The following is a 26289-nucleotide window of genomic DNA, read 5'->3' on the forward strand; positions in this document are numbered from 1 at the left end:
AGAAATCTGATTTTCCCGTCACCCATTCATCACCCCTTGCCCCTCATGCAGAATCGCCCGCCCTCACACTGCAGAGAGACATCGGATGTTCGCGCCTGCCAATCAACCGCGTTTCACGTTGACCCTCGAAGGCGCCCAGCATGACCTCAAAGTCCTTGAGTTCACGGGCAAGGAAGCCATCAGCCAACCGTTTCGTTTCGAGCTGGAACTGGTCAGTGAGCGGCCCGATCTGGACCTCGAAAGCCTGCTGCACTGTCAGGCGTTTCTGAGTTTTGATGCTCAGGGCTCCGGCGTTCACGGTCAGATTTATCAGGTCGGGCAGGGCGATTCCGGGAAACGTCTGACGCGTTATCACTTAAGCCTTGTCCCGCGTCTGGCGTACCTCGCGCACCGCATCAATCAGCGGATCTTTCAGCATCAAACAGTGCCGCAAATCGTCGCGCAGGTACTCAAGGATCACTCGATCCTGCGCGATGCTTTTGAATTCCGCCTCGGCAGTGAATACCCGCCGCGTGAATATTGCGTGCAGTACGCCGAGAGTGATCTGGCGTTCATTCAGCGGCTGTGTGCCGAAGTCGGCATTCATTACCACTTTCAGCACAGTCCTGAAGGACATGTTTTGGTGTTCGGCGATGATCAGACGGTGTTTCCACGCCTCGCCGAACCAACGTTGTATTTGCCGGGCAGCGGCATGGCCGGTGGCGCGCCGGCGATCAATCGTTTCAACGTTCGCGTGGAAACCCGCACCAGCGTGGTGACCCGACGCGATTACAACTTCATCAAGCCGCGGCTGCAGTTGCAAAGCCGTGTCGACGGCGAGCAGCGCCCGGTGCTCGAGGACTATCACTTCCCCGGCCAATTCAACGATCGTGAAACCGGCAAGCACCTCGCTCAGCGGGCACTTGAGCGACATGTCGCCGATTTCCGTCAGGCCGAGGGCATCAGCGACGAATCCGCGTTGGTTTGCGGACATTTCCTGCAATTGATCGACCATCCGCGCCACGACTGGAATGACCTGTGGCTGCTGACCACGGTTGAACACCATGGTCGCCAGCCGCAAGTGCTGGAGGAGTCGGTGACCAGCGATGGCGAAGCTTTCCAGGGTTACCGTAATACCTTTCTCGCGACGCCATGGGACGTGTTCTTCCGCCCGGCGCTGGGGCCGGAGAAGCCGCGCATGCTTGGCTATCAACCGGCGGTGGTAACCGGGCCGAGCGATACGGAAATCCACTGCGACGAGTACGGTCGGGTCAAGGTGCAACTGGCCTGGGATCGCGACGGCGAGTTGAACGAACATTCCAGTTGCTGGCTGCGCGTGGCCACTAACTGGGCCCATGACCGTTACGGCAGCGTGTTGATTCCGCGAGTCGGCATGGAAGTACTGATCGGCTTCATCGATGCCGACGCCGACAAACCGCTGGTGATGGGTTGTCTGCCCAACGCCGCGACACCGGTGCCGCTGGATCTACCGGCGGACAAGACCCGCAGCATTTTCCGTAGCCAGAGCAGCCCCGGCGGGGGCGGCTACAACGAACTGCGCATCGAGGATCGCAAGGGCGCCGAAGAAATCTACCTGCGCGCCCAGCGCAACTGGACGCAGCATGTGTTGCACGACCAGCAAGTGCAGGTCGACAACCAGCGCAGCATTGTCGTCACCGGCATCGCCAAACATGAATTGAAGGCCGACGAACGACGCATCACCCACGGCCAGCGGCAGACCGAAGTGAAGCAGGACGATCATCTGACGGTGGCGGGCGATCGGCATATCCGCGTGAGCAATCAGGCGACCAGCGCCAGTGCGCAGTTCCACGTCAGCGCCGGTCAGCAAGTGGTCATTGACGGTGGCGCGAGTGCGACGATTCAGGCCGGCGGGCAATGGATCAACATCGGCCCCGGCGGCATTTTCAGCAGCGTGCCGATTGTTGTAGGTGGGGCGCCGATGGCAGCGATGAATGCAGCGCCGGTTGTCCCGGGATTACCGGAGAAACTCGCCGCCGCGCCGGCAGCCATGCTGACCGCCGCACAAATCATGAGCTTCAAGGGTGATGCGCCATTCTGCGAAGAGTGCGAGCGTTGCAAGGACGGTCTCTGTGCAGCCTGATTTTCTTTTGCCTGCTGATTGGTTGGCGCGGGAGCCGTTGAAAGTGTCCGAGCAATTGTTCGTGGTGTTCAGCAATGCCAGCGAGGCGAAGCCGCTTGAGGCCTGGCCAGAAGCGGCGAGTCCGATCTGGGCCGAGACGATCTATGCCGAGTGGGATGCGGTGATGCCTTACGTGGGAATTGTCGCCGCCGACAGTGAGTTTCTGCATTGGATCGCAACCAACGAGTCACAGGATTGGGGTTGGCTGGCGGTTTCTTCGGCGAGCCTTGAAGAGGTGGTGGCGCACTTTCGCAGCCTGACCCAAGTGCTGATGCCTGGCGGCAAAACGGTGTTTTTTCGTTTTTGGGACGGGCGGTTTCTGTTGCCGATTCTTCAGGCCGGTGAGATGGATGCGGCGCAACTGTTTGCGCTGATCGGGCGTTGTTTGATCAATGGTCAGGCGCTGGAAATTGGTGGCAGGGCGCAGGTTTCGGGGCGGATATTTCCTTGGTGGCAGGTGCCGGAATCGGTGCTGGCGCAGCAGGGTAATGACGTTCGAACGGCTAATGCGTTGCAGTGGTTGAGCGAAGAATATCCGGTTCTTTTCGAGGCCTTTCCCGAGGCGGTTTTGCGTTGCAAGGTGAGGCGGTTTTTTCAGGTTTCAATGTCGGAAGAATCGTCGCAATCGGCGTTGCTGGCGTTTTTGCTGGCAGAGTCGGAGTGAGTTTTCGGGGCGAAGGTCTCGGACGATTCCTTCGAGTTGCGGCGGTTTTCATGAACTGGTGGGCGGTGGGTTGCAGGGATAGTCTTTTCGTTGTCACTGCGAGAGCGGTGACAGGGCGTAGGACCCCTGTGAAATTCACCGCGCACCAGCGTTGTCGTTTGATTGCGGCACTTAATATGTGTCCGTAGCATCGTTTGCGGCAGCTGTGCGCGGGAACGCTTCGGCGTGACTGAGTTTGGTGGGTTTCTCAGTTTCCTACTCTCGCGTACGGCTGCCACCTATACCCGTAGGAAGGTCACTTGGCAGCCTCTCTAAACCTACTGAGGTAAAACTGATATGACTATGCTTAAACCCGATCCACCCTACGAAAAAATCATCCCCCATCCCGACAACCGCTTCATGGCCCTCACCGGCAATTGCAGTGACATGCCGACTCTGTTCATCGACACCCACGTGCCCCTCGACATCCTCATGGACGCCGCCAACCACCGTTTGCGCGCCGTGATCCAGGTGCTGGAAAACATGTGCATGCGCGGCTCGGTCGAATGCGACTCCGTCATCCTCAGCGACTTCGCCCAGCTCTGCGTAATTCCTTTGCGCGACGGCTGTGATGTGCTCGATGTCATCGGCAGGCGCCTGCGCAGCATGACCGCCTGAAAAAGATCAAAAGATCGCAGCCTGCGGCAGCTCCTACACCGGAATAACGTTCACCCTGTAGGAGCTGCCGAAGGCTGCGATCTTTTGATGTTGATGGCGATCGGAGCGTCAGTCGGAAATGTACGCGTCCTGAGTGTTGATAAAGCGGTTGAACGCCTCGGAGTTGTAGACCTTCAGGCACGCAAGGAACACTACTTTTTCATTCGAGTATTTGCTGTTTGAAGATGTCTGCTCGTAAGCCGTTAATACGTAGCTTCGGGTTTCTTTGTAGGGATCGTGCAGCACCTGCAGTGTGTCTTCATTTTGCAGAATGGTATGCATGCCTTTGCCCATGAACGAATAAGCATTGGCGGACAGTGCAATGTCTTTTTCCAGCGCGGAGCGTTCGTTGAATGGCTTTAGAATGCAGTGGCTCAGGCCGTAGTTCTTTAGTGTCTGGCGTGCCTGTTCAATGTGGGTTTCGTCGGCAAGGGCGAGGTATGGGCCAAGCAGGCTGAATAAGCAGATGATCAGATATCGCATGAGTTTTTGACTTCCTGTCGCTTATGTTTTGCCAGTGTAATGCCATAAAAGCAAAGCCCCTCACCCTAGCCCTCTCCCAGAGGGAGAGGGGACTGACCGAGTCGTCTGGGTGATGTACGCCGACCTGCGACTTCAGCGGTGAACTTGGTTTGGTCAAGCCTGGATGGTGGTGTTCTTTCGGGGGACTGACCGAGTTCTGGGTGATGTACGCCGACCTGCGACTTCAGCGGTGAACTTCGCTTGGCCAAGCCTGAGATCACGCTGATCTTTCAGGTCGATGTCACTCGCAAGATCACCACCGTCAGTTCCCTCTCCCTCCGGGAGAGGGCTAGGGTGAGGGCAGGCTTTTGTCCGCTCGGCCGCCAACCCCTGACTTGCCGCGCGGTAAAAGGTAAACTTTGCGCCCTTCGCAGGAGCAGCCATGAATTATCGTCACGCCTTCCATGCCGGCAATCACGCCGATGTGTTCAAACACCTGACCTTGACCCGCCTCATCGCCCTGATGTCGCGCAAGGAGCAGCCGTTTGCCTATCTCGACACGCACGCCGGCATCGGTCTGTATGACTTGCAGGGCGATCAGGCCAATCGCACCGGCGAATATCTGGAAGGCATCGCGCGCTTGTGGGATCAGCCGGATCTGCCGGCGCTGACCGCCGACTACATGAAGGTGCTGCACGAGATGAACCCGGATGGCCAGTTGCGCTATTACCCGGGTTCGCCGGAGCTGGCGCGGCGTCTGACCCGGCCGCAGGATCGGGTGATGCTCAATGAGAAGCACCCGGAAGACGGCGTGCTGTTGAAAGACAACATGGCCGGTGATCGTCGGGTCAAGGTGCATCTGGGTGAGGGCTGGCACGTGCCGCGGGCGATGTTGCCGGTGCAGGAGAAGCGTGCGGTGATGTTGATCGACCCGCCGTTCGAACAGCTCGATGAAATGCAGCGTTGCGCGGCGTCGTTGAAAGAGGCGATTGGTCGGATGCGTCAAACCGTGGCAGCGATCTGGTATCCGGTGAAGGATCAGCGTGCGTTGCGGCGTTTCTATCAGGATCTGGCTGGCACCGGTGCGCCGAAACTGCTGCGCGTGGAACTGCTGGTGCATCCGCTGGATACGCCGAACAGCTTGAACGGTTCCGGGATGGCGATTGCCAATCCGCCGTGGGGGCTGGAGGAAGAATTGCGTGAGCTGCTGCCGTGGTTGTCCAAAAAATTGGGCCAGACCCAGGGTGGGTGGCAGATGGATTGGTTGATTGCCGAGAGCTGATCAACGGCAAGATCAAAAGATCGCAGCCTGCGGCAGCTCCTACAGTGATCGTTCCCATGCTCTGCGTGGGAACGCCTCAATGGGCGCTCTGCGTCCGCTTTGGGACGCAGAGCGTCCCGGGTTGCATTCCCACGCGGAGCGTGGGAACGATCAACCGGCGGAGTTAGTTACCCGCCAGGCTCGGTGGCATGCACACGCCGGTGCCGCCAATCCCGCAGTAGCCCTCAGGATTCTTCGCCAGATACTGCTGGTGATACTTCTCAGCGAAGTACACGGTCGGCGCCTGTTCGATCTCGGTGCTGATTTCGCCCAGGCCTGCCTTCGACAGCTCAGCCTGATAGGTCGCCTTGCTCTTCAGCGCTGCGTCCAGATGCTCTGGCGAAGTTGCGTAGATCACCGAGCGATACTGCGTGCCGATGTCGTTGCCTTGGCGCATGCCCTGCGTCGGGTTGTGCAGTTCCCAGAACATCGCCAGCAGCTCTTCGTAGCTGACTTTGGCCTTGTCATACACCACCAATACCACTTCAGCGTGGCCGGTCAGGCCCGAGCATACTTCTTCGTAGGTCGGGTTCGGTGTGAAGCCGCCGGCATAACCGACGACCGTGCTGACCACGCCTTCACGCTGCCAGAAGCGCCGCTCGGCGCCCCAGAAGCAGCCCAGACCGAAGATCGCAAAATCGACGTCCTGAAAAAACGGGCCAAGCAACGGGGTTTCTTCGAAGACGAAGTGCTTTTCAGGCAGGGTCATCGCGGTTTCGCGGCCGGGCAGAGCTTGTTCTTTGGTCGGGAGCACGTTTTTGTTCACCAGAATTTCCGAGCGCAGAACCATGATCGTTCCTCTCAGTCAGGTTGGATGTAAAAAGTCAGACCGCCAGTGTGCCCAATGATGCCCGACTTCGCACTATCCAATGCAGGAGCTGCCGAAGGCTCGGGCCGCGATCGGACGATCTTTTGACCTTGTCTTTGAAAAACAGGATCAAAAGATCGCAGCCTGCGGCAGCTCCTACATGAGGGGTGGCGGGGGTTAGAGGCAGAGCGGGCCGCGCGGGTAGCGCTTGAGCGCCTGGATCAGTTCGCCGCCGGGGATCGGTCGGTCGAACAGGTAGCCCTGGCCGACGTCGCAACGGTGGCGGCGCAGGAACGCCAGTTGCTCGGCAGTCTCGATACCTTCGGCCACAACCTTGAGCTTGAGGTTGTGCGCCATGGCGATCACCGCTGAGGTGATTTCCATGTCGTCCTGGTTGTCGGGGATTTCGTGGATGAAGCTGCGATCGATCTTGATGATGTCGATCGGGAATTTCTTCAGATAGCTGAGCGACGAGTAACCGGTGCCGAAGTCGTCCATGGCCAGCGTCAGCCCGAGACGCTTGAGCTGATCGAGCTGCAAGTGGGTGTCTTCGGTGGCTTCCAGCAGCAGGCCTTCGGTCAGTTCCAGCTCGAGCAGGTGGGCCGGCAGCGCTTCTTCCTTGAGGATGTTGGCGATGGACGCCACCAGATCAGGGTCGGAGAACTGCTTCGGCGACAGGTTGATCGCCACTTGCAGATTGCCCATACCGGCGGCGGTGAGCGATTTGCTCATGCGACAGGCCTGACGCGCAATCCACTTGCCGATCGGAATGATCAGGCCGGTTTCTTCCGCCACGCTGATGAATTGATCCGGGCGAATCATCCCGCGCTCCGGGTGGTTCCAGCGCAACAGTGCTTCCATCCCCAGCAAACGACCGCTGCGCAGGCATAGCTTCGGCTGATAGAACACATCCAGCTCATTCTGCGTCAGCGCGCGGCGCAGATTGTTCTCGACGAACAGTTTGTAGCTGGCCTCGGCGTTCAGCGCCTCGGTGAAGACTTGTACTTGATGCTTGCCGTTGGCCTTGGCCTTGTGCAGCGCCAGACCGGCGTTACGCATCAGGGTTTGCGGATCACGACCGTGCAGCGGCGCGCAGGCCAGGCCCACGGAGCCGGTGACGCTGATCAACTGGTTGTCGACGAACATCGGCTTGTCGAGGGTCGCCAGCAACTGGTTGGCGATTTTCTGGCCAGTCGCAAGGTCGGTCTCGTCGAGTAGCACGGCAAATTCGTTACTGGCGAAACGTGCGAGGCTGCCACTCGGGCTCAGGCTGTTGCGCAGACGCCGGGCCAGACTGATCAGCAGCTTGTCGCCGGTCTGGTGGCCGAGGCTGTCGTTGATCCGCTTGAAGTTGTCGATGTCGACCAGCAACAGGCTGATCGGGGTATCGCTATCCCGGGCGAAGCGTTCGTCCAGGTTACGGATAAACGCCGGGCGGTTACCGAGGTTGGTCAGGTTGTCGGTGTACGCCAGACGCTCGATGCGCTGCTGCGCCAGTTTGGTCTGGGTGATGTCTTCGTAGATGCCGATGTAGTGCGTCAGCTCACGGTTGTCGCCGTAGACCTTGGAGATCGACAACTGGCCCCAGTACGGTTCGAGGTTCTTCCGGCGGCTTTTGAATTCGCCCTGCCAACTGTTGCTCTTGGCCAGCGCGGAAGGCGCGTCGAATAGCAGCTCGCTGAGGTTTTCCAGGGCCGGTAGCTCGGACAGGCGCTGGCCGTGGACTTCTTCGGTGGTGTACTGGGTGATGGCGGTGAAGCTCGGGTTGACGTATTCGACCACGCCGTCGCAATTGACCAGCAAAAACGCGTTGGCGCTTTGCTCGACCGCCCGCTGGAACAGGTGCAGGGCGCTGGTGGCAGTGCGGCGGTTGTGGTTGTTGATGACTTGCGCGAACTGGTCGGCGAGCTCACCGGCAAAGGCGATTTCATCCGACTGCCAGGCACGGGTCATGCCTGTCTGCTCCAGACACAGCACGCCGACGACCTGGCCGTCGACACGGATGCTGGCATCGAGCATTGCGTTGACGTCCCGCGGGCGCAGCGCCTCGGCCATCTCGCGGGTGCGCGGGTCACGCATGGCATTGTGTGCGTCGATGGCGCGGCTGCTGTGCAACGCTTCCATGTAGTCAGGGAAGGTACTGACGTCGATCACGTCCGGCAGGATGTATTCCTGCGTCGTGCGGTGATACGCGGAGATCGGTACCAGTTGCTGGCCTTCGAGGTTCCACAGGCTGGCGCAGTCGATTTCATAGATATCGCAGGCGCATCGGGTAATCAGTTCGGCGGCTTCCTGCAACGAGTTGTGCGTGCTGTAGCGCTGACGCGCGAGCAACAGAATCAAGTCCTGTTGGGCACGTACGCGTTCGAGGTGTTGCAGTTGTTCCTGCTGGGCGCGCTGGTTCAGTTCGAGGGCGATTTGCAGGCGCGAGTTCTGGGTTTCCAGATCGACCGAAGGCTGTAGCGGCTCTTCGGCGAACACTTCATCGACCGCTAGCAGGTAGCCGCGCAACAGATGACGGTTGTGTTGTTTGTAGGCTTCGCCAAGTTCGAGGATGCTTAGCGCCCCGGCCGCAGTGTGCAGGGTATAGCGCACCAGATAATGTGGGCTGGCGGCCAGTTGTTGCTGGATCGCGTCATGCAGTTGATAGCGCGCTTCGGGCTCCATCAGGCTGGCGTAGGGTGAACCGACCAGAGCGCACAGCTCGACAGCCGGTTGACCGAATTGGCGTTCGCAGTTGGGATCGAGGAACAACATTGCCCAACTGGCTTCATTCAAGCGCTCGAAACGCAGCATGCCGAGCCGCGAGGGCACAGGCAACTGCGTCACTACCTCGGCCGCCATACGGCTGGCAGCATCGGGTTGGCTCTTCATGAAGGGAACTCGCTTGAAATATGCTGAACGCGGGGGCTCTCGCCCTCTTTAACGTTGCCTGCGGCAAGGTTGCATCATTGCGGCACTGACTGACAAGAGAGATGAAGGCCAAGTGCTATAAGAATGTGTCGGCTGCGTTGATCATTTCTCCAGCATGGGGGTGAAAAGATCCAAACTTCGCAGCCTGCGGCAGCCCCCTGCAGGGCAATGCGAGCAATGCAGGAGGTGCCGAAGGCTGCGATCTTTATCGCTTAGCGCAGTTTTACGGTGACCGACTGAAGTGGCTTGCCATCGCGATCATGGTAATTGATCAAAATATGATCACTCTCGACCAGCATATGAGCGAAGTTGTCCTGGCTGATGACTTCACTGGTCAATTCATGCACATAGTCACCCGCCGCCGTGCGCGCAAGGGGCTGATCGAGGACAAACGTTGACGCCTTGGCATACGGCAGCAGCTTGCTGTTGCACAGCGGCGAAGACACCACGGTGTGGATTTCGAAATCGGCATCCTCGCGATGGCGCAGGCGCGCAGTCAGCGAGCCGTGCACATCGCCGGAAACGATCACTACATTGTTTATCTTGTGCGTGCGCACGGTTTCCAGCAGCCGCAGTCGCTGCTCGGCAAAGCCTTGCCAGGCATCGTCGCCATTCGCTTGGCGATCCGGGAAGAACATCACGCTGGTGACGACAAACTTGACCCGCGCCTTGCTGTTGATCAGCCATTGGCATAAGGCATGTTCCTGAGCTTCATCGAAGATGCGGCGCTCAGCGCTCGACAGATCGCGTCGGCTGCGAGTGTCGGTGACAAACCATTCGATATCGGCATCGCTGAATTGATACCAGTAATGCTTGAGTGAAGCATGATCAAGTTGTCCGTTAGTTGTCAGTGCATAAGCCGGACTATGGCTGGCCTGGTATAGCTCGTATGCCGCCATGGCGTTGCGATATAACTCTTCATCTGAAGTTTCGGCATTCGCCGGCCAGTTATCTTCGATTTCATGATCATCAAGTATCATGTAAGTCGATGTACCCGACATCAGTCGTTTTATGCCCGGCTGTGAAAAGGCTGCGCGGTATTTGATGAGGATGTCTTTATAACTTCGATCGGGGGCGATGCGGTTCAGGTCATCGACATAAATCTGGTCGCCGGTCATGACGGTAGCGCTGATTGGCGGTTGCTGGCCTTCGATCAACTGGTTGATCGACGTAAAGATCCGGTCCCCCAGTAATGGCAGTACCGGCACGCCTGCCGTCAGGCGCAGATAGCGGCAGGAGCCGAGAATATAAGCGTGTGGCCGCAAGGGCTGGCTGCTGCGGGTACGCAAGCGATAAATCTCCCGCGGCCATTGCAGTGGCAATTCTGCGACGCTGTCCACGGTGTGGACCGGGCTCATCGGGCTGAACCAGCCGGTTTGAAATTCATACTCGGTATCCTCCAGCAAGTCCTGCAGGATGAATACTTCACACATGTCGCGTAGTTCGCCAAGTCTGCTGAACAGGGTGTTTGACCATGCTTGTGAGTTGCTCGGCCGATAACGCAGTCCGGCAAATACTTGTAGATTCTTTTGATATTCACCACGGACGAATATGCGTGCGTGGTTAGTTGTGCTGTGGCCAATAATGGGGCCGATCGTAGGTTTTAACATATTCGAGTCCATTCGAATGAGTGAAGGAAAGCGCATGCGCTGCGCAAAAGTTGATGCCCTGACTTTGTTGTCGCAAGACTAGTTGCCGACAGAATAAAAATATCGGTGTGAAGTGGATTCAGGTCGTAGCCGATCTCAACGGGCTTTGTAGGAAAAGTACCAGTTGATAAAACTCAGGCAAAAAAAGCCCCGCCAAATTGACGGGGTTGAGGTGCGAGCGTGTGGCGCTCGAAAACGTGAAACACAAGCGGCCCGCCGTTACTGGAGGGCCGCCTGGGATTACAGCAGGATGGTGCGGATGTCCGCCAGCAGGCTGCCCAGACGCTGGGTGAAGCGTGCGGCAGCGGCGCCGTTGATCACACGGTGATCGTAGGACAACGACAGCGGCAGCATCAGTTTCGGCTGGAAGGCTTTGCCGTCCCAGACTGGCTGGATGGTTGCCTTGGAAACACCGAGGATCGCCACTTCCGGCGCGTTGACGATCGGCGTGAAGCCGGTGCCGCCAATGTGGCCGAGGCTGGAAATGGTGAAGCAGGCGCCCTGCATGTCGTCAGCAGTGAGCTTCTTGTCGCGGGCTTTGGCGGCCAGCGCAGCGGCTTCGGCTGCCAGTTGCAGCAGGCTCTTCTGGTCGACGTTCTTGATGACCGGTACCAGCAGGCCATCCGGGGTGTCGACGGCGAAGCCGATGTTGACGTATTTCTTGCGGATGATCGCTTTGCCGCTTGGCGCCAGCGAACTGTTGAAGTCCGGCAGTTCCTTGAGCATGTGCGCGCACGACTTGAGCAGCAGCGGCAGGATGGTCAGCTTGACGCCAGCCTTCTCTGCAACAGCTTTCTGCGCAACGCGGAAGGCTTCCAGCTCGGTGATATCAGCCGAATCGAACTGAGTCACGTGCGGGATGTTCAGCCAGCTGCGGTGCAGGCTGGACGCGCCGATCTGCATCAGGCGAGTCATCGGCACTTCTTCGATTTCGCCGAAACGGCTGAAATCGACGACCGGAATCGGCGGGGTGCCCGCGCCTCCGGATGCGCCCGCAGCAGCGGCCGGTGCTTCCTTGGCCTTCTGCATCATCGCTTTGACGTAAACCTGCACGTCTTCTTTCAAGATACGACCGTGCGGGCCGCTGGCACCGACAGCGTTCAGCTCGACGCCGAACTCGCGGGCCAGTTGACGCACGGCAGGGCCGGCGTGAACTTTCGCACCCGGCTTGGCCGGTGCGGCGGCTGGAGCGGCAGCAGGTGCAGCGGCAGCCGGAGCAGCAGGTGCCGGAGTGCTCGGAGCAGCGGCGGCGGCAGCTGGCGCCGGGGCAGCAGCAGGGGCTGCGCCTTTGACTTTCAGCTTCAGAATCAGGTCGCCGGTACCGACTTCGTCATCCAGCTTGATGGAAACGCTTTCCACCACGCCAGCGGCAGGCGATGGAATTTCCATGCTCGCCTTGTCGGATTCCAGAGTGATCAGCGACTGGTCGGCTTCAACGCTGTCGCCAGCCTTGACCAACACTTCGATGATCTTGGCTTTGCCCGACGAACCGATGTCCGGAACGTGGATGTCCTGAACGCTGTCAGCAACCGGAGCTGCTGGCGCGGCCGCCGGAGCAGGCGCTGCGGCAGCGGCCGGAGCGGCGGCCGGAGCCGGGGCGGCAGCAGCAGGGGGGGCGGCGCCCGCCACTTCCAGATCCAGAATCAGGTCGCCAGTGCCGACTTCGTCGTTGAGCTTGACGCTGATGGCCTTGACCACGCCAGCGGCAGGCGACGGGATTTCCATGCTCGCCTTGTCGGATTCCAGAGGGATCAACGATTGGTCAGCCTCGACGGTATCGCCGACCTTGACCTGGATTTCGATGATCTGTGCCTTGCCCGACGAACCGATGTCCGGCACGTGCACTTGCTGAACCGATGCGGCAGCAGGGGCGGCGGCGGCGGGTGCAGCGGCAGCAGGCGCGGCAGCCGGTTTGGCCTCCGCTTTTGCAGCCGGAGCAGCAGCCGGAGCAGGGGCCGCTTCAGCGGCGCCCTCGACTTCCAGCTCAAGCAGTTCGTCGCCTTCTTTCAGACGGTCGCCCAGCTTCACTTTCAGGCTCTTGATGACGCCGGCTTTCGGGGCCGGCACTTCCATGCTGGCCTTGTCCGATTCCAGGGTCAGGATGCTCTGGTCGGCTTCGATACGGTCGCCGACCTTCACAAACAGTTCAATTACTTCACCTTCACCGCTGCCGATGTCAGGTACGCGAATGAGTTCGCTCACAAAATGTCTCCTCAGCAGTCCAGTGGGTTGCGTTTTTCCGGGTCGATGCCGAACTTGGTGATGGCTTCAGCCACAACCTTAGGTTCGATATCACCACGGTCAGCCAATGCTTCCAGGGCTGCCAACACCACGAAATGACGGTCGACTTCGAAGAAATGACGCAGTTTCTTGCGGCTGTCGCTGCGGCCGAAACCGTCGGTGCCCAGGACTTTGAATTCCTTGGACGGTACCCACTGACGGATCTGCTCGGCGAACAGCTTCATGTAGTCGGTAGAGGCAATGACCGGACCCTTACGGCCGTTCAGGCACTCTTCGACGTAGCTCAGCTTAGGCTTCTGGCCAGGCTTCAGACGGTTGCTGCGCTCGACAGCGAGGCCGTCGCGACGCAGTTCGTTGAAGCTGGTAACGCTCCACACGTCAGCGCCAACGTTGAACTCTTCACGCAGAATCTTCGCCGCTTCACGGACTTCACGCAGGATGGTGCCGGAGCCCATCAGCTGGACGTGGTGCGCCGCATCGCGGGTGTCTTCTTCGAGCAGGTACATGCCTTTCTTGATGCCTTCTTCGGCACCGGCCGGCATGGCTGGCTGCTGGTACGACTCGTTCATCACGGTGATGTAGTAGAAGATGTCCTGTTGCTCTTCGGTCATCTTCTTCATGCCGTCCTGAATGATCACCGCCAGCTCGTAGCCGTAGGTCGGATCGTAGGTGCGGCAGTTCGGGATGGTCGCGGCCAGCAGGTGGCTGTGACCGTCTTCGTGTTGCAGACCTTCACCGTTCAGGGTGGTCCGGCCGGCGGTGCCGCCGATCAGGAAGCCACGGGTACGGCTGTCGCCAGCGGCCCAGGCCAGGTCACCGATACGCTGGAAGCCGAACATCGAGTAGAAGATGTAGAACGGCAGCATCGGCTGGTTGTGGCTGGAGTACGAAGTACCGGCAGCGATGAACGAGCTCATGGCGCCTGCTTCGTTGATGCCTTCTTCAAGGATCTGACCTTTCTGGTCTTCCTTGTAGAACATCACCTGGTCTTTATCGACTGGCTCGTAGAGCTGGCCGACGGACGAGTAGATACCGAGCTGACGGAACATGCCTTCCATACCGAAGGTACGGGCTTCGTCCGGGATGATCGGAACGATGCGCGGGCCGATTTCCTTGTCCTTGACCAGTTGCGCGAGGATCCGCACGAAGGCCATGGTGGTGGAAATTTCACGGTCGCCGGAACCGTCAAGGATGGCCTTGAGGGTGTCCAGGTCCGGCGTCGGCACGCTGAAGCTTTGTGCGCGGCGCTGAGGTACGAAACCGCCCAGTGCAGTGCGACGCTCGCTGAGGTAGCGGGCTTCGGCGCTGTTTGGCTCTGGCTTGAAGAACGGCAGGTTCTCCAGCTCTTCGTCCTTGACCGGGATGTCGAAACGATCGCGGAACAACTTCAGGCTGTCGACGTCGACTTTCTTGGTGTTGTGCGCAGTGTTTTTCGCTTCGCCGGCACCGGTGCCATAACCCTTGATGGTCTTGGCCAGGATAACGGTTGGTTGTTCTTTGTGGTTGACCGCTTCGTGGTACGCCGCGTAGACCTTGTACGGGTCGTGGCCGCCACGGTTGAGTTTCCAGATCTCGTCGTCGGACAGATCAGCAACCATCGCCTTGAGTTCTGGCGTGTTGAAGAAATGTTCACGGACGAACGCGCCGTCTTTGGCTTTGTAGTTCTGGTACTCGCCGTCGATGACTTCGTCCATACGACGTTGCAGGATGCCGTCGACGTCTTTGGCCAGCAGTGGGTCCCAGAAACGGCCCCAGATGACTTTGGTCACGTTCCACTGAGCACCGCGGAACACGCCTTCGAGTTCCTGGATGATCTTGCCGTTGCCGCGAACCGGGCCGTCGAGGCGCTGCAGGTTGCAGTTGATGACGAAGATCAGGTTGTCCAGCTTCTCGCGGCCGGCCAGGGAGATCGCGCCCAGGGATTCCGGCTCGTCGCACTCGCCGTCGCCCAGGAAGCACCAGACTTTCTGTTTGCCCGGCTGGATGAAACCGCGGTGTTCCAGGTACTTCATGAAACGTGCCTGGTAGATCGCTTGAATCGGGCCCAGACCCATCGATACGGTCGGGAACTGCCAGAAGTCAGGCATCAGCCAAGGGTGAGGGTAGGACGACAGGCCCTGACCGTCGACTTCCTGGCGGAAGTTGTTCATCTGGTCTTCGGTGATGCGGCCTTCCATGAACGCACGGGCGTAAACGCCTGGCGAGGTGTGGCCCTGGAAGTAGATCAGGTCGCCGCCGTGTTCGTCGGTCGGGGCCTGGAAGAAGTAGTTGAAGCCGATGTCATACAGGGTCGCACTGGAAGCGAAGCTGGAGATGTGACCACCCAGGTCAGAATCTTTCAGGTTCGTACGCATTACCATGGCCATCGCGTTCCAGCGCACCAGCGAGCGAATGCGGCGTTCCATGAACAGGTCGCCAGGCATGCGTGCTTCGTGGGTTACCGGGATGGTGTTGCGGTAAGGCGTGGTGATGGCGTAAGGGAGCTGCGAACCGCTGCGGGTTGCGAGTTCACCCATACGGGTCATCAGATAGTGAGCACGGTCTTCGCCTTCTTTGTCGAGAACCGATTCCAGGGCGTCCAGCCATTCCTGGGTTTCGACGGGATCGAGGTCTTGCATGGCTTGCTCCAGGGCGGAAAGGCTTCCAGAATCGGTTGCCTGAGTTTGCGACTGGCCTTGTGGGCAGACGATTTAAAATTCTTGGATTGCCGACAGGTTGTTCCGGCGGCGTGTAGTTTTACTACAAATCTTTGAGCATTTCAGCCTTTCGGATGTATAGACGAGTAGTAAAACTACAGATGAAAGGCTTGTGGCCTCCGACTGCGTTGTGAGAATAATCGTTAAGGTTGGTCGATTACCATCCGTAAAAGGTGAAACTTTGATGCTGGATGCTAAAGAAGAAGAAATTTCAGCTATTTCTAACTTTTGTTCGACAGTCCTTCACGTAGCGGGTTTTCATCATTCACTACAAGCGGCCATTTACACGCCGATCAAGGATAGACCATGACCCTGCCCGTGCTTGCCGAACTGCCTGCCATTCTCCTGCCGTTGGTCACTCGATCCGAGCAGTCGTTCCGTACGGCCGTCGCCGCGCTTGAAGACGATCACGGCTTTGCCAACTGGACGCCAGAGCGCTGGGCGCAGTTCGCCCGCGTCACCGCCGCCAGCGAGTTTGTCATTGAACAGAGCGTTCGTGACCCTTTGATGTTGTTGGCGCTGGTGCAGTCCGGCGAGCTCGACCGGCCTTTTGCGCCGGGTGAATTGTGTGCGCAGATTTCTGCTGCCGTAAACGCGGCGCAAAGCGAAGACGAACTCGGTCGCGCCCTGCGCCGTCAGCGCGCCCGCCATCAGGTGCGGATCATCTGGCGTGACCTCACCCGTCAGGCCGATCTGGTGCAGACCTGCCGCGATCTCTCGGACATGGCCGACGCCACCATCGACCAGGCTTATCAATGGTTGTACAGCCGCCATTGCGAACAATTCGGTACGCCGACCGGGCGCCGCAGCGGTTTGCCGCAGCCGATGGTCATCCTTGGCATGGGCAAGCTCGGCGCCGTCGAGTTGAACCTGTCTTCCGACATCGACCTGATTTTCGCCTACCCCGAGGGCGGCGAAACGGTGGGCGTGAAACGCTCGCTGGATAATCAGGAATTCTTCATTCGTCTCGGCCAGCGCCTGATCAAAGCGCTGGATCCGATGACCGTCGACGGCTTCGTGTTCCGCGTCGACATGCGCTTGCGCCCATACGGTTCGTCCGGCGCGCTGGTGTTGAGTTTCAACGCGCTGGAGCAGTATTACCAGGATCAGGGCCGCGACTGGGAACGCTACGCGATGATCAAGGCGCGGGTGGTGGCTGGCGATCAGGTTGCGGGGGCGCAGTTGCTCGACATGCTGCGACCATTCGTCTATCGGCGTTACCTGGACTTCTCGGCGATCGAAGCGCTGCGCACCATGAAGCAGTTGATCCAGCAGGAAGTGCGGCGCAAAGGCATGGCCGACAACATCAAGCTCGGCTCCGGTGGTATCCGGGAAGTCGAGTTCATCGCTCAGGCCTTTCAGTTGATCCACGGTGGCCGCGACTTGAGCTTGCAACAGCGCCCTCTATTAAAGGTATTGAGTACGCTGGAGGGTCAGGGTTATCTGCCGCCGGCAGTGATCAGCGAGCTGCGCGAAGGCTACGAATTCCTTCGTTACACCGAACACGCGATTCAAGCGATTGCCGACCGCCAGACCCAGATGCTGCCGGATGGCGCGCAGGATCAGGCGCGCATCGCCTTCATGCTCGGTTTCGCCGATTGGGAGGCGTTCCACGAAAGACTGATGTTCTGGCGCGGCCGTGTCGCCTGGCACTTCGCGCAAGTGATCGCCGATCCCGACGAGGAAGACGGCACCGAAAGTGAAGTGGTGGTCGGCGGTGAATGGCTGCCGCTGTGGGAAGAAGAGCAGGACGAAGAGGCGGCTTGCCGACAGCTGGAAGAGGGCGGTTTCGCTGATGCGAGCAAAGCCCTGAAGGCGCTGGCCGGTTTGCGCAGCAGCCCGCAGTTGCGAGCGATGCAGCGACTGGGGCGTGAACGTCTCGATGCGTTTATTCCGCGTTTGCTGGCACAGGCAGTAGAGCACGCCAATCCCGATCTGGTGCTTGAGCGGGTGTTGCCGCTGGTGGAGGCGGTTGCCCGGCGTTCGGCTTATTTAGTCTTGCTCACGGAAAACCCCGGTGCGCTGCGGCGCTTGCTGACGTTGTGCGCGGCGAGCCCGTGGATTGCCGAGCAGATCACCCGCTTCCCGCTGCTGATGGATGAATTGCTTAACGAAGGGCGTTTGTTCAAGCCGCCATTGGCACCAGAGTTGGCCGCCGAATTGCGCGAGCGTCTGACGCGAATCCCGGAAGACGATCTCGAACAACAAATGGAAGCCCTGCGCCATTTCAAACTGGCGCACCGCCTGCGCGTCGCCGCCTCGGAAATCGCCGGCAGTCTGCCGTTGATGAAAGTCAGCGATTACCTGACCTGGCTGGCCGAGGCGATTCTCGAGCAGGTGCTGGCCCTGGCCTGGCGCCAGACCGTGGCCAAACACGGCACTCCGCTGCGCACCGACGGCACTTTGTGCGATCCCGGTTTCATCATTGTCGGTTACGGGAAAGTCGGCGGTCTGGAACTGGGACATGGTTCGGACCTGGATCTGGTGTTCATCCACGACGGCGACCCGCAGGCGGAAACCGACGGTGCCAAGCCGATTGATGGCGCGCAATTCTTCACCCGACTGGGGCAGCGGATCATTCATTTGCTGACGGCGCAGACCAACTCGGGTCAGCTCTATGAAGTGGACATGCGTCTGCGTCCGTCCGGTGCTTCGGGGCTGCTGGTGAGTTCGCTCGGCGCGTTTGCCCGCTATCAGGAAAATGAAGCCTGGACGTGGGAACATCAGGCCTTGGTACGGGCGCGGGTGCTGGTCGGCAGTCAGGATGTCGGTCAGGCGTTCGAGAAGGTTCGCGCGCAGGTGTTGGGCAAATCCCGCGATCTGGCAAAGTTGCAACAGGAAGTAAGCGAGATGCGCGCGAAGATGCGCGACAACCTCGGCACCAAGAGCACCGCGGCCGGCACAGCGGCAAATGCCTTCGACGCCACGGCGCCGTTCGACCTCAAGCAGGACGCCGGAGGTATCGTCGATATTGAATTTATGGTGCAATACGCGGCCCTGGCGTGGTCGCACAGCCACCCGCCATTGCTGCGCTGGACCGATAACATCCGCATTACGCAAGAGCTGGAACGCGAAGGGCTGATGCCCGCCGAAGACGCCAGCCTGTTGCGTGAGGCCTACAAAGCCTACCGCTCCGCCGCCCACCGGCAGGCCTTGCAGAAGGACCCGGGGGTGATTGCCGGAGACCAGTTTGTCGAAGAACGGCGGCAGGTTTTGCGGATATGGAAAGAGATGGGGCTAAGCTGAAACGCAGATGTAAGAATGAATGCAAAACCCTGTGGGAGTGAGCCTGCTCGCGATAGCGGAGTATCAGACGACAACAATGTTGAATGTAACGACCCCATCGCGAGCAGGCTCACTCCTACAATGGATCTGCGGTGAGTCGCAGATGTGTGAATAGATGCAAAACCATGTAGGAGCGAGCCTGCTCGCGATAGCGGAGTAACAGTCGACAGAAATGTTGAAGGTAATGACCCATCGCAAGCCGCCGGTGTTCCCACAGTGATTATCGAGGCGGGGAGGCGTAAATGCCTCCCCGGTTCGTTTTTGGAAACCACATGAATATTCTGATCGTTGGGCCCAGTTGGGTCGGTGACATGGTGATGGCGCAGACACTGTTTCAGTGTCTCAAACAGCGCCACCCGCAATGCGAAATCGACGTGCTGGCCCCCGAGTGGAGCCGGCCGATCCTTGAGCGCATGCCCGAAGTGCGCAAGGCCTTGAGCTTTCCGCTCGGCCACGGCGCGCTGGAATTGGCGACGCGTCGACGCATCGGCAAATCCCTGCGCGGTCAGTACGATCAGGCGATTCTGCTGCCCAACTCGCTGAAATCGGCGCTGGTGCCGTTCTTCGCCGGCATCCCGAAGCGCACCGGTTGGCGCGGCGAATTCCGCTACGGTCTGCTCAACGACGTGCGCACCCTCGATAAAGAACGCTATCCGCTGATGATCGAGCGTTTCATGGCCCTGGCCTATGAGCCGAACGCCGAACTGCCGAAACCGTATCCACGCCCAAGCCTGCAAATCGATCCGGTCACCCGCGAAGCAGCGCTGGCCAAATTCGGCCTGAGCCTCGATCGTCCGGTGTTGGCTCTGTGCCCCGGCGCCGAGTTCGGCGAATCCAAGCGCTGGCCGTCCGAGCATTACGCCAAAGTCGCCGAAGCGCGTATTCGCGAAGGCTGGCAGGTGTGGCTGTTCGGCTCGAAAAACGATCACGCGGTCGGCGAAGACATCCGCGCGCGGCTGATCCCGGGCCTGCGCGAAGAATCGGTCAATCTCAGTGGCGGCACCTCGCTGGCCGAGGCCATTGATTTGATGTCCTGCGCCGACTCGGTGGTGTCCAACGACTCCGGTCTGATGCACGTCGCCGCTGCGCTGAACCGCCCATTGGTGGCGGTCTACGGCTCGACGTCGCCGGGCTTTACCCCGCCGTTGGCCGAGCACGTCGAAGTGGTCCGGCTGGGGCTTGATTGCAGCCCGTGTTTCGACCGTACCTGCCGCTTCGGCCATTACAACTGCCTGCGCCAACTGATGCCGGACGCAGTCAACGATGCCTTGCAGAAACTGCAGGGCTCCGTGGTCGAGGTTCATTAAGTTGCGGGTACTGCTGATCAAGACTTCATCGCTGGGCGACGTGATTCACGCGTTGCCGGCGCTGACCGACGCCGCCCGGGCGATCCCCGGGATCAAGTTCGACTGGGTTGTTGAAGAAGGCTTCGCCGAGATTCCGACCTGGCACCCGGCCGTCGATAAAGTGATTCCGGTGGCGATCCGCCGCTGGCGTAAAAACATCTGGAAGACCATTACCAGCGGCGAGTGGAAACGCTTCAAGCAAAGCGTGCGCGCGAACAAATACGACTTGGTCATCGACGCTCAGGGTCTGCTGAAAAGCGCCTGGCTGACCCGTTACGTCAAAGCGCCGGTGGCCGGTCTCGACAAAGGCTCGGCCCGTGAGCCGATGGCTGCGCGTTTCTATGACCGCAAACTGGCCGTGGCCCGTGGGCAACACGCCGTCGAGCGTGTGCGGCAGTTGTTCGCCATCGCCCTTGGCTACGACTTGCCGAAAGGCTTGGGCGATTACGGCCTCAACGTCGAGCGTCTGGTCGAGCTGCCGCGCAAAAACGCTTTTGTGGTGTTTCTTCACGGCACGACTTGGGACACCAAACACTGGCCGGAAAGCTACTGGCGCGAACTGACCGAACGCGTCGGCTATCTTGGCGTCGGCGTCAAACTGCCGTGGGGCAACCCGCAGGAAAAGGCCCGTGCCGAGCGTATTGCCGCCGGTTTCAAGCACGCCGAAGTGCTGCCGAAGCTCAATCTGGCCGGCGTCGGCAAAGTTCTTGCCGGGGCGCAAGCCTGTGTAGCGGTGGACACCGGTCTCGGCCACTTGGCCGCTGCGCTGGACGTGCCGACCATCTCGCTGTTCGGCCCGACCAATCCGGGTCTGACCGGCGCCTACGGCAAATTGCAGATTCACCAGGCCAGCGACTTCCCGTGCGCGCCGTGCCTGCAAAAGAAATGTACCTATCAACCGACCGCGCAGGATGCCCGTCAGTTTGACCTGAAGCGTGAGCAGCCGCTGTGCTTCACGCGTCTGAACCCCGAGCGTGTCGCCAGCCGACTGAGCACGTTGTTAATGGCTGAGGAGCTGCGCTGATGCAATTGGCATTCGTCCTGTACAAATATTTCCCGTTCGGTGGCTTGCAGCGCGACTTCATGCGCATCGCCCTCGAATGCCAGAAACGCGGACATCAGATCCGCGTCTACACGCTGATCTGGGAAGGCGATGTGCCGCCCGGTTTCGAAGTGCTGGTGGCGCCGGTCAAGGCGTTCTTCAACCATCGTCGCAATGAAAAGCTCAGCGCGTGGATGGCAGCGGATCTGGCCAAACGCCCGGTGGATCGTCTGATCGGCTTCAACAAGATGCCCGGTCTGGACGTTTATTACGCCGCCGACGGCTGCTTCGAAGACAAGGCGCAGAACCTGCGCAATTCGCTGTACCGCCGCTGGGGCCGTTATCGCCACTTCGCCGAGTACGAGCGCGCGGTGTTCGCCAAAGACGCGAAGACCGAAGTGCTGATGATTTCCGAAGTGCAGCAGCCGTTGTTCATCAAGCATTACGACACGCCGCTTGAGCGCTTCCACCTGCTGCCGCCGGGCATCGCTCAGGATCGTCGCCGTCCAGCGGATGCTGATGAAATCCGCGCCGGTTTCCGCGCTGAATTCAATCTCAAGGATGACGAGCTGCTGCTGGTGCAGATCGGCTCCGGCTTCAAGACCAAAGGCGTTGATCGCAGCCTGAAAGCGCTGGCCGCATTGCCCGCGGAACTGAGAAAGCGCACCCGGCTGTTTGTAATCGGCCAGGATGACCCCAAATTGTTCCAGATGCAGAGCGCGACTTTGGGCCTGGGCGATAACGTGACGTTCCTCAAGGGGCGCAGCGATATCCCGCGTTTCCTGCTTGGCGCCGATCTGTTGATCCATCCGGCGTACAACGAAAACACCGGCACGGTATTGCTTGAGGCGCTGGTCGCCGGGCTTCCGGTGCTGGTCAGCGCGGTCTGCGGTTATGCCCATTACATCGCTGAGGCCGACGCCGGGCGAGTGCTGGACGAACCGTTCGATCAGGCGCAGCTGGCGCAATACCTGACTGACATGTTGAAAGACGACGCTGCACGCGCGGCCTGGAGCCGCAATGGTCTGGCCTTCGCCGAGACGGCCGACCTCTACAGCATGCCGCAGCACGCGGCCGATGTGATTCTGGCGGAGCACGCTTAATGAAGTTGATGCTGGCTGAACCGTTCAAAAGCCTTTGGGCCGGACGCGACCCGTTCGCCGAAGTCGAAGGCTTGCAGGGCGAGGTATACCGCGAGCTGGAAGCACGCCGGACACTGCGCACGGAAGTCGACGGCAACGGATTTTTCGTCAAGATCCACCGTGGCATTGGCTGGGGTGAAATCTTCAAGAACCTGCTGACCGCCAAGCTGCCGGTACTCGGCGCGGGTCAGGAGTGGAAAGCCATCCAGCGTCTGCAGGAAGTCGGCGTGCCAACCATGACCGCCGTCGCTTACGGTGAGAAGGGCAGCAACCCGGCGGATCAGCATTCGTTCATCGTTACCGAAGAACTGGCGCCGACCATCAGCCTTGAAGACTTCAGCATCGACTGGGTCAAGCAGCCGCCCGAGCCGAAACTCAAGCGTGCACTGATCGCCGAAGTTGCGCGCATGACCGGCATGATGCACCGCGCCGGCGTCAATCACCGCGACTGCTACATCTGTCACTTCCTGCTGCACACCGATAAACCGGTGACGGCAGAAGATTTCAAACTCTCGGTGATCGACCTGCACCGTGCCCAGACCCGCGCGAAAATCACGCAGCGCTGGCGCAACAAGGATCTGGCCGCGCTGTATTTCTCGGCGCTGGACATCGGCCTGACCCGCCGCGACAAGCTGCGTTTCCTCAAGGGCTATTTCCAGCAGCCGCTGCGGCAGATTCTAGCGGAAGAAGCGCCGTTGCTGAGTTGGCTGGAAGGCAAGGCCAACAAGCTCTATGCGCGCAAGCAGCGTTACGGGGATGCGCTCTGATGGCGGGTTGGATCCTTGAACCTGAATACAGCGATCTCGCCGACGACTTCGGCAGCCTCGAAGCGGTGTTCGCCCTGCAAGGCGAGCGCCTGACCCGCGACCCACTGTCGGAAGTCATCCGCGTCGAGCGCAATGGCGTCAACTACTACGTCAAACGCTACGTCGGCGCCGGTAAGGGCTTGCGCCGTTACCTCGGCAAGCCGCGGGTCAAGATGGAGTGGCAGAACCTCAAGCGCTTTGCCAAGTGGGGCATTCCCACCGCTGAAGTGGTGGCCTGGGGCCTGGAGCGACGTGGCGCGGCGTACGACCGTGGCGCGATGATCACCCGCGAACTGCCGCGTACCGAAGACCTCTCGGCGCTGGCTGAGCGCAACGATCCCAAGCTCAAGGATCGCGCCTGGGTCGATGGCGTGAGTCGGCAGTTGGCCGCTTATACGCGGATCATGCATGACCATCGCTTCACCCATAACGATCTGAAGTGGCGCAACCTGCTGATCGACGATCAGGCGCAGTTGTTTTTGATCGACTGCCCGAACGGCGATTTCTGGCGCGGTTTCTGGCTCAAGTACCGCATTACCAAGGATCTGGCCTGCCTCGACAAGGTCGCCAAATATCACCTGTCGAATACCCAGCGCCTGCGCTTTTACCTGCAATACCGTGGGCGTGATCGCTTGAATGCCGCTGACAAGAAGCGCATTCGCCACGTGGTGAGATTTTTCGAGGGACGCGAATGACTGATTTTCTGGCCGCTGAAGACCGTGCGCTGCTCGAGCGTAATGGCCTCGGCACTTTTGACGCCCTGTGGGCCAAGCAGCTCGAAGCGGTGGACGAACCGAACACCGACGGTGGCGGCTGGAGCAGCGTGTTTCGCCTTGAACTGGAAGGTCATGCCTATTACCTCAAGCGCCAGAGCAATTACCTGACCCGCACCTTGCACGCACCCTTTGGCGAGCCAAGTTTCGCCCGTGAGTTTCGCAATATCAGTCGTTACAACACGCTGGGGGTTCCGGCGCTGCAAGCGGCGTTCTTTGGGCAGCGCAAGGTCGACGGTGAAGTTCGCGCGATCCTGCTGACCCGGGCGTTGGACGGCTGGGATGACCTCGATTCGTTGTTGCAGCGCTGGTCAGAACTGACCGCCACGCAGCAATCGGCGATCCTCAAAGCCTGCGGGCAACTGGCGCGGCTGCTGCACGGTCTGCGTCAGGTGCACGGTTGTTTTTACCCGAAACATATTTTCTTGCAGGCCGACGGCGCGCAATATCAGGCGCAGTTGATTGACCTGGAGAAAACACGGCCGCTGCTGTGGGGGATGCGCGATCGGGTCAAGGATCTGGAGCCGCTGCTGCGCCGCGCGCCACAATGGAACGAGGCGCAACTGCGCGAGCTGCTGGCGGCCTATGTCGATCAGTCGGTCGACAGCTCGCTGGTCAACGCGTGGGTTACGCGTCTGACCGCACGACGCAGTCGCAAGGAGACTCGCTGATGCACCTGTCCGACCTGAAAAATGCCGGGCGCACGCCAGGTCTGCAGCTGACGATTGCCCTGGCCGATGCCGCCGGGCCTGCCGATCTGCAGTTGCTGAGTCTGCTGCGGGTGTTGCCGGGGCAGCGTTATGTCGGTGCCGGTGTCTGGCGCGGTCGGCCAGTGCTGGCGAAGTTGCTGGTCGGCAGCAAGGCTGCGCGGCATTTTCAGCGTGAACTCAATGGCGTGAAACTGCTGGCAGCGCAAGGCCTGACCACGCCGCTGCTGCTGGCCGATGGCTTGAAGGAAGGCGAGGGCGGCTGGCTGCTGTTCGAGTTCCTCGAAGACGCTGAAAGCCTTGGCGATGCCTGGGCGCAGGTCGAGGCGTTGCCGGTGTTGGCGGATGGACAATCGGCAGTGCTGGCCGAAGCGCTCGGTGCGATCGCGCAACTGCACAGCAAAGGCCTGTGGCAGCAAGACCTGCACCTCGACAATCTGCTGCGCCACGACGGCCAGTTGTACTTGATCGATGGCGCCGGGATCTGCGCGGAAACCGCCGGTCAGCCGCTGTCACGGCAAAAGGTGCTGGAAAACCTCGGCGTATTTTTCGCCCAGTTGCCCAAATCGCTGGAGCCGTTTACCGAAGAATTGCTGGTGTATTACCTGCTGAGCAACGCTGAGCACGCGCTGCCGCTGGAAGCGTTGCAGAAGCAGATCGACAAGGTGCGCGCCTGGCGTCTGCGCGATTATCTGATCAAGGTCGGTCGTGAGTGCACACTGTTTGCGGTGCAGCGTGGTGCATTCGCTCTGCGCGCCATTCGTCGCGAGGAAGAAGCGGCGATGGTTCCGGTGCTGGAGCAGGCCGATGCGCTGCTCGATCAGGGGCATCTGTACAAGACCGGCGGTGCGGCGAGTGTCGGCAAGGTCGACGTGGCCGGGCGCACGCTGGTGATCAAACGCTACAACATCAAGAATTTTGCCCATTGGCTAAAGCGTTTCTGGCGCCCGAGCCGTGCGTGGCACTCGTGGCGTGAAGGCAATCGTCTGGCGTTCCTCGGCATCGCCACGCCGAAACCGCTGGCAGTGCTGGAAAAGCGTTTCTTGTGGCTGCGCAGCCGCGCTTATCTGATTACCGAATACCTGCCGGGGCCGGACATCATCGAGCGTTTTGCGCCGTATGTTGAAAGTGGCGATGCACCGGAAACCGAGTTGCAGGCACTGGATCAGCTGTTCGCGCGATTGATTGCCGAGCGCATCAGCCACGGCGATTTCAAGGGCCATAACCTGTTCTGGCAGGAAGATCGCTGGGCGCTGATCGATCTTGATTCGATGTGCCAGCATGGTTCGCTGGGGAGTTTCGCCCCGGCCTATGCCCGTGACCGGGCGCGTTTCATGCGCAACTGGCCGCAGAGCAGCGCGTTGTATCAAGTGATTGATCAGCGCTTGCCCAAAGACATCTCCGGCGCTGCCTGAGCCGCCTTCGCGAGCAAGCTCGCTCCCACATGAAATGCGTTCAGGATGTGGGAGCGAGCTTGCTCGCGAAGAGATCGGCCGAAACACTACAAATCCCCACGGGGAAACGGTGCACAACACCCACTGACTTCTCCTACAGCTTCTACAGAAGCCATGAACTGTGCGGCCTCCAGCCCCGATGCT

At 59.8% G+C, this 26289-nt stretch carries 18 protein-coding genes; 12 read left to right on the forward strand and 6 right to left on the reverse strand.

Translation table 11 applies throughout. The features are described 5' to 3' along the window. Window positions 1–85: 85 nt before the first annotated feature. From AK821_RS01230 to AK821_RS01240, 3 genes are all read left to right on the forward strand, one after another. Window positions 86–2101 (forward strand): type VI secretion system Vgr family protein, encoded by a 2016-nt coding sequence (locus tag AK821_RS01230; RefSeq protein ID WP_064387771.1) that lies wholly within the window; start codon window positions 86–88, stop codon window positions 2099–2101. Beyond that, a complete protein-coding gene (locus AK821_RS01235) occupies window positions 2091–2804 on the forward strand; it encodes a DUF4123 domain-containing protein (protein WP_064387772.1) in 714 nt (237 codons plus the stop codon). The genes AK821_RS01230 and AK821_RS01235 overlap by 11 nt, the downstream gene beginning before the upstream one ends. A 336-nt stretch (window positions 2805–3140) precedes the next feature. Then, a complete protein-coding gene (locus tag AK821_RS01240; protein ID WP_064387773.1) occupies window positions 3141–3461 on the forward strand; it encodes a hypothetical protein in 321 nt (106 codons plus the stop codon). A 108-nt stretch (window positions 3462–3569) separates the two neighbouring features. On the opposite strand, the gene AK821_RS01245 is transcribed toward AK821_RS01240, so the two are convergent. Next, entirely contained in the window at window positions 3570–3983 is a 414-nt protein-coding gene (locus tag AK821_RS01245) for a hypothetical protein (protein ID WP_064387774.1), read from the reverse strand. Between the two features lie 421 nt (window positions 3984–4404). Between AK821_RS01245 and AK821_RS01255 the strand changes: the two genes are divergently transcribed. Next, the gene (locus AK821_RS01255; RefSeq protein WP_064387776.1) at window positions 4405–5244 is read left to right on the forward strand and encodes a 23S rRNA (adenine(2030)-N(6))-methyltransferase RlmJ; all 840 of its coding nucleotides are present in this window, start codon (window positions 4405–4407) and stop codon (window positions 5242–5244) included. 163 nt (window positions 5245–5407) lie between these two features. On the opposite strand, the gene msrA is transcribed toward AK821_RS01255, so the two are convergent. The 5 genes from msrA to aceE all read right to left on the reverse strand — a co-directional run bounded on the left by msrA (window position 5408) and on the right by aceE (window position 15512). After that, a complete protein-coding gene (gene msrA / locus AK821_RS01260) occupies window positions 5408–6073 on the reverse strand; it encodes a peptide-methionine (S)-S-oxide reductase MsrA (protein WP_064387777.1) in 666 nt (221 codons plus the stop codon). 195 nt (window positions 6074–6268) lie between these two features. Continuing rightward, window positions 6269–8965: a putative bifunctional diguanylate cyclase/phosphodiesterase gene (locus tag AK821_RS01265; protein WP_064387778.1), complete on the reverse strand. Its 2697-nt coding sequence runs from the start codon at window positions 8963–8965 to the stop codon at window positions 6269–6271. A 251-nt stretch (window positions 8966–9216) separates the two neighbouring features. After that, entirely contained in the window at window positions 9217–10614 is a 1398-nt protein-coding gene (locus AK821_RS01270) for an alkaline phosphatase D family protein (protein ID WP_064387779.1), read from the reverse strand. 279 nt (window positions 10615–10893) lie between these two features. Further along, window positions 10894–12855: a dihydrolipoyllysine-residue acetyltransferase gene (aceF, locus tag AK821_RS01275; RefSeq protein ID WP_064387780.1), complete on the reverse strand. Its 1962-nt coding sequence runs from the start codon at window positions 12853–12855 to the stop codon at window positions 10894–10896. Between the two features lie 11 nt (window positions 12856–12866). After that, complete coding sequence (aceE, locus tag AK821_RS01280; RefSeq protein ID WP_008081364.1) at window positions 12867–15512, reverse strand: pyruvate dehydrogenase (acetyl-transferring), homodimeric type; 2646 nt, start codon at window positions 15510–15512, stop codon at window positions 12867–12869. Between the two features lie 384 nt (window positions 15513–15896). Here aceE and glnE point away from each other — a divergent pair, with 384 nt between their 5' ends. The 8 genes from glnE to AK821_RS01320 all read left to right on the forward strand — a co-directional run bounded on the left by glnE (window position 15897) and on the right by AK821_RS01320 (window position 26106). Then, window positions 15897–18836, forward strand: coding sequence for a bifunctional [glutamate--ammonia ligase]-adenylyl-L-tyrosine phosphorylase/[glutamate--ammonia-ligase] adenylyltransferase (gene glnE / locus AK821_RS01285; protein ID WP_064387781.1), 2940 nt, complete (start codon window positions 15897–15899; stop codon window positions 18834–18836). A 311-nt stretch (window positions 18837–19147) separates the two neighbouring features. Beyond that, entirely contained in the window at window positions 19148–20182 is a 1035-nt protein-coding gene (gene waaF, locus AK821_RS01290) for a lipopolysaccharide heptosyltransferase II (RefSeq protein WP_064387782.1), read from the forward strand. Window position 20183: 1 nt separating this feature from the next. Next, a complete protein-coding gene (gene waaC / locus AK821_RS01295; protein ID WP_064387783.1) occupies window positions 20184–21245 on the forward strand; it encodes a lipopolysaccharide heptosyltransferase I in 1062 nt (353 codons plus the stop codon). Then, complete coding sequence (locus AK821_RS01300; protein WP_064387784.1) at window positions 21245–22366, forward strand: glycosyltransferase family 4 protein; 1122 nt, start codon at window positions 21245–21247, stop codon at window positions 22364–22366. The genes waaC and AK821_RS01300 overlap by 1 nt, the downstream gene beginning before the upstream one ends. Further along, complete coding sequence (rfaP, locus tag AK821_RS01305) at window positions 22366–23172, forward strand: lipopolysaccharide core heptose(I) kinase RfaP (RefSeq protein ID WP_064387785.1); 807 nt, start codon at window positions 22366–22368, stop codon at window positions 23170–23172. The genes AK821_RS01300 and rfaP overlap by 1 nt, the downstream gene beginning before the upstream one ends. Further along, on the forward strand, window positions 23172–23906 hold the full coding sequence (locus AK821_RS01310) for a lipopolysaccharide kinase InaA family protein (protein WP_064387786.1): 735 nt from the start codon (window positions 23172–23174) through the stop codon (window positions 23904–23906). The genes rfaP and AK821_RS01310 overlap by 1 nt, the downstream gene beginning before the upstream one ends. Next, window positions 23903–24655 carry a lipopolysaccharide kinase InaA family protein gene (locus AK821_RS01315; RefSeq protein WP_064387787.1) on the forward strand — a complete coding sequence of 251 codons (753 nt, stop codon included), beginning with the start codon at window positions 23903–23905 and terminating at the stop codon, window positions 24653–24655. The genes AK821_RS01310 and AK821_RS01315 overlap by 4 nt, the downstream gene beginning before the upstream one ends. Then, on the forward strand, window positions 24655–26106 hold the full coding sequence (locus AK821_RS01320) for a lipopolysaccharide kinase InaA family protein (protein ID WP_064387788.1): 1452 nt from the start codon (window positions 24655–24657) through the stop codon (window positions 26104–26106). The genes AK821_RS01315 and AK821_RS01320 overlap by 1 nt, the downstream gene beginning before the upstream one ends. Window positions 26107–26289: the final 183 nt, after the last annotated feature.

This window comes from Pseudomonas sp. RIT-PI-r (assembly GCF_001297015.1).
Classification (GTDB): domain Bacteria; phylum Pseudomonadota; class Gammaproteobacteria; order Pseudomonadales; family Pseudomonadaceae; genus Aquipseudomonas.

Coding starts and splice junctions, on each gene's coding strand:
- AK821_RS01230 (WP_064387771.1), top strand. CDS start 86: ATGTTCGCGCCTGCCAATCAACCGCGTTTCACGTTGACCCTCGAAGGC.
- AK821_RS01240 (WP_064387773.1), top strand. CDS start 3,141: ATGACTATGCTTAAACCCGATCCACCCTACGAAAAAATCATCCCCCAT.
- AK821_RS01245 (WP_064387774.1), bottom strand. CDS start 3,983: ATGCGATATCTGATCATCTGCTTATTCAGCCTGCTTGGCCCATACCTC.
- AK821_RS01255 (WP_064387776.1), top strand. CDS start 4,405: ATGAATTATCGTCACGCCTTCCATGCCGGCAATCACGCCGATGTGTTC.
- msrA (WP_064387777.1), bottom strand. CDS start 6,073: ATGGTTCTGCGCTCGGAAATTCTGGTGAACAAAAACGTGCTCCCGACC.
- AK821_RS01265 (WP_064387778.1), bottom strand. CDS start 8,965: ATGAAGAGCCAACCCGATGCTGCCAGCCGTATGGCGGCCGAGGTAGTG.
- AK821_RS01270 (WP_064387779.1), bottom strand. CDS start 10,614: ATGTTAAAACCTACGATCGGCCCCATTATTGGCCACAGCACAACTAAC.
- aceE (WP_008081364.1), bottom strand. CDS start 15,512: ATGCAAGACCTCGATCCCGTCGAAACCCAGGAATGGCTGGACGCCCTG.
- glnE (WP_064387781.1), top strand. CDS start 15,897: ATGACCCTGCCCGTGCTTGCCGAACTGCCTGCCATTCTCCTGCCGTTG.
- waaF (WP_064387782.1), top strand. CDS start 19,148: ATGAATATTCTGATCGTTGGGCCCAGTTGGGTCGGTGACATGGTGATG.
- AK821_RS01300 (WP_064387784.1), top strand. CDS start 21,245: ATGCAATTGGCATTCGTCCTGTACAAATATTTCCCGTTCGGTGGCTTG.
- rfaP (WP_064387785.1), top strand. CDS start 22,366: ATGAAGTTGATGCTGGCTGAACCGTTCAAAAGCCTTTGGGCCGGACGC.
- AK821_RS01310 (WP_064387786.1), top strand. CDS start 23,172: ATGGCGGGTTGGATCCTTGAACCTGAATACAGCGATCTCGCCGACGAC.
- AK821_RS01315 (WP_064387787.1), top strand. CDS start 23,903: ATGACTGATTTTCTGGCCGCTGAAGACCGTGCGCTGCTCGAGCGTAAT.
- AK821_RS01320 (WP_064387788.1), top strand. CDS start 24,655: ATGCACCTGTCCGACCTGAAAAATGCCGGGCGCACGCCAGGTCTGCAG.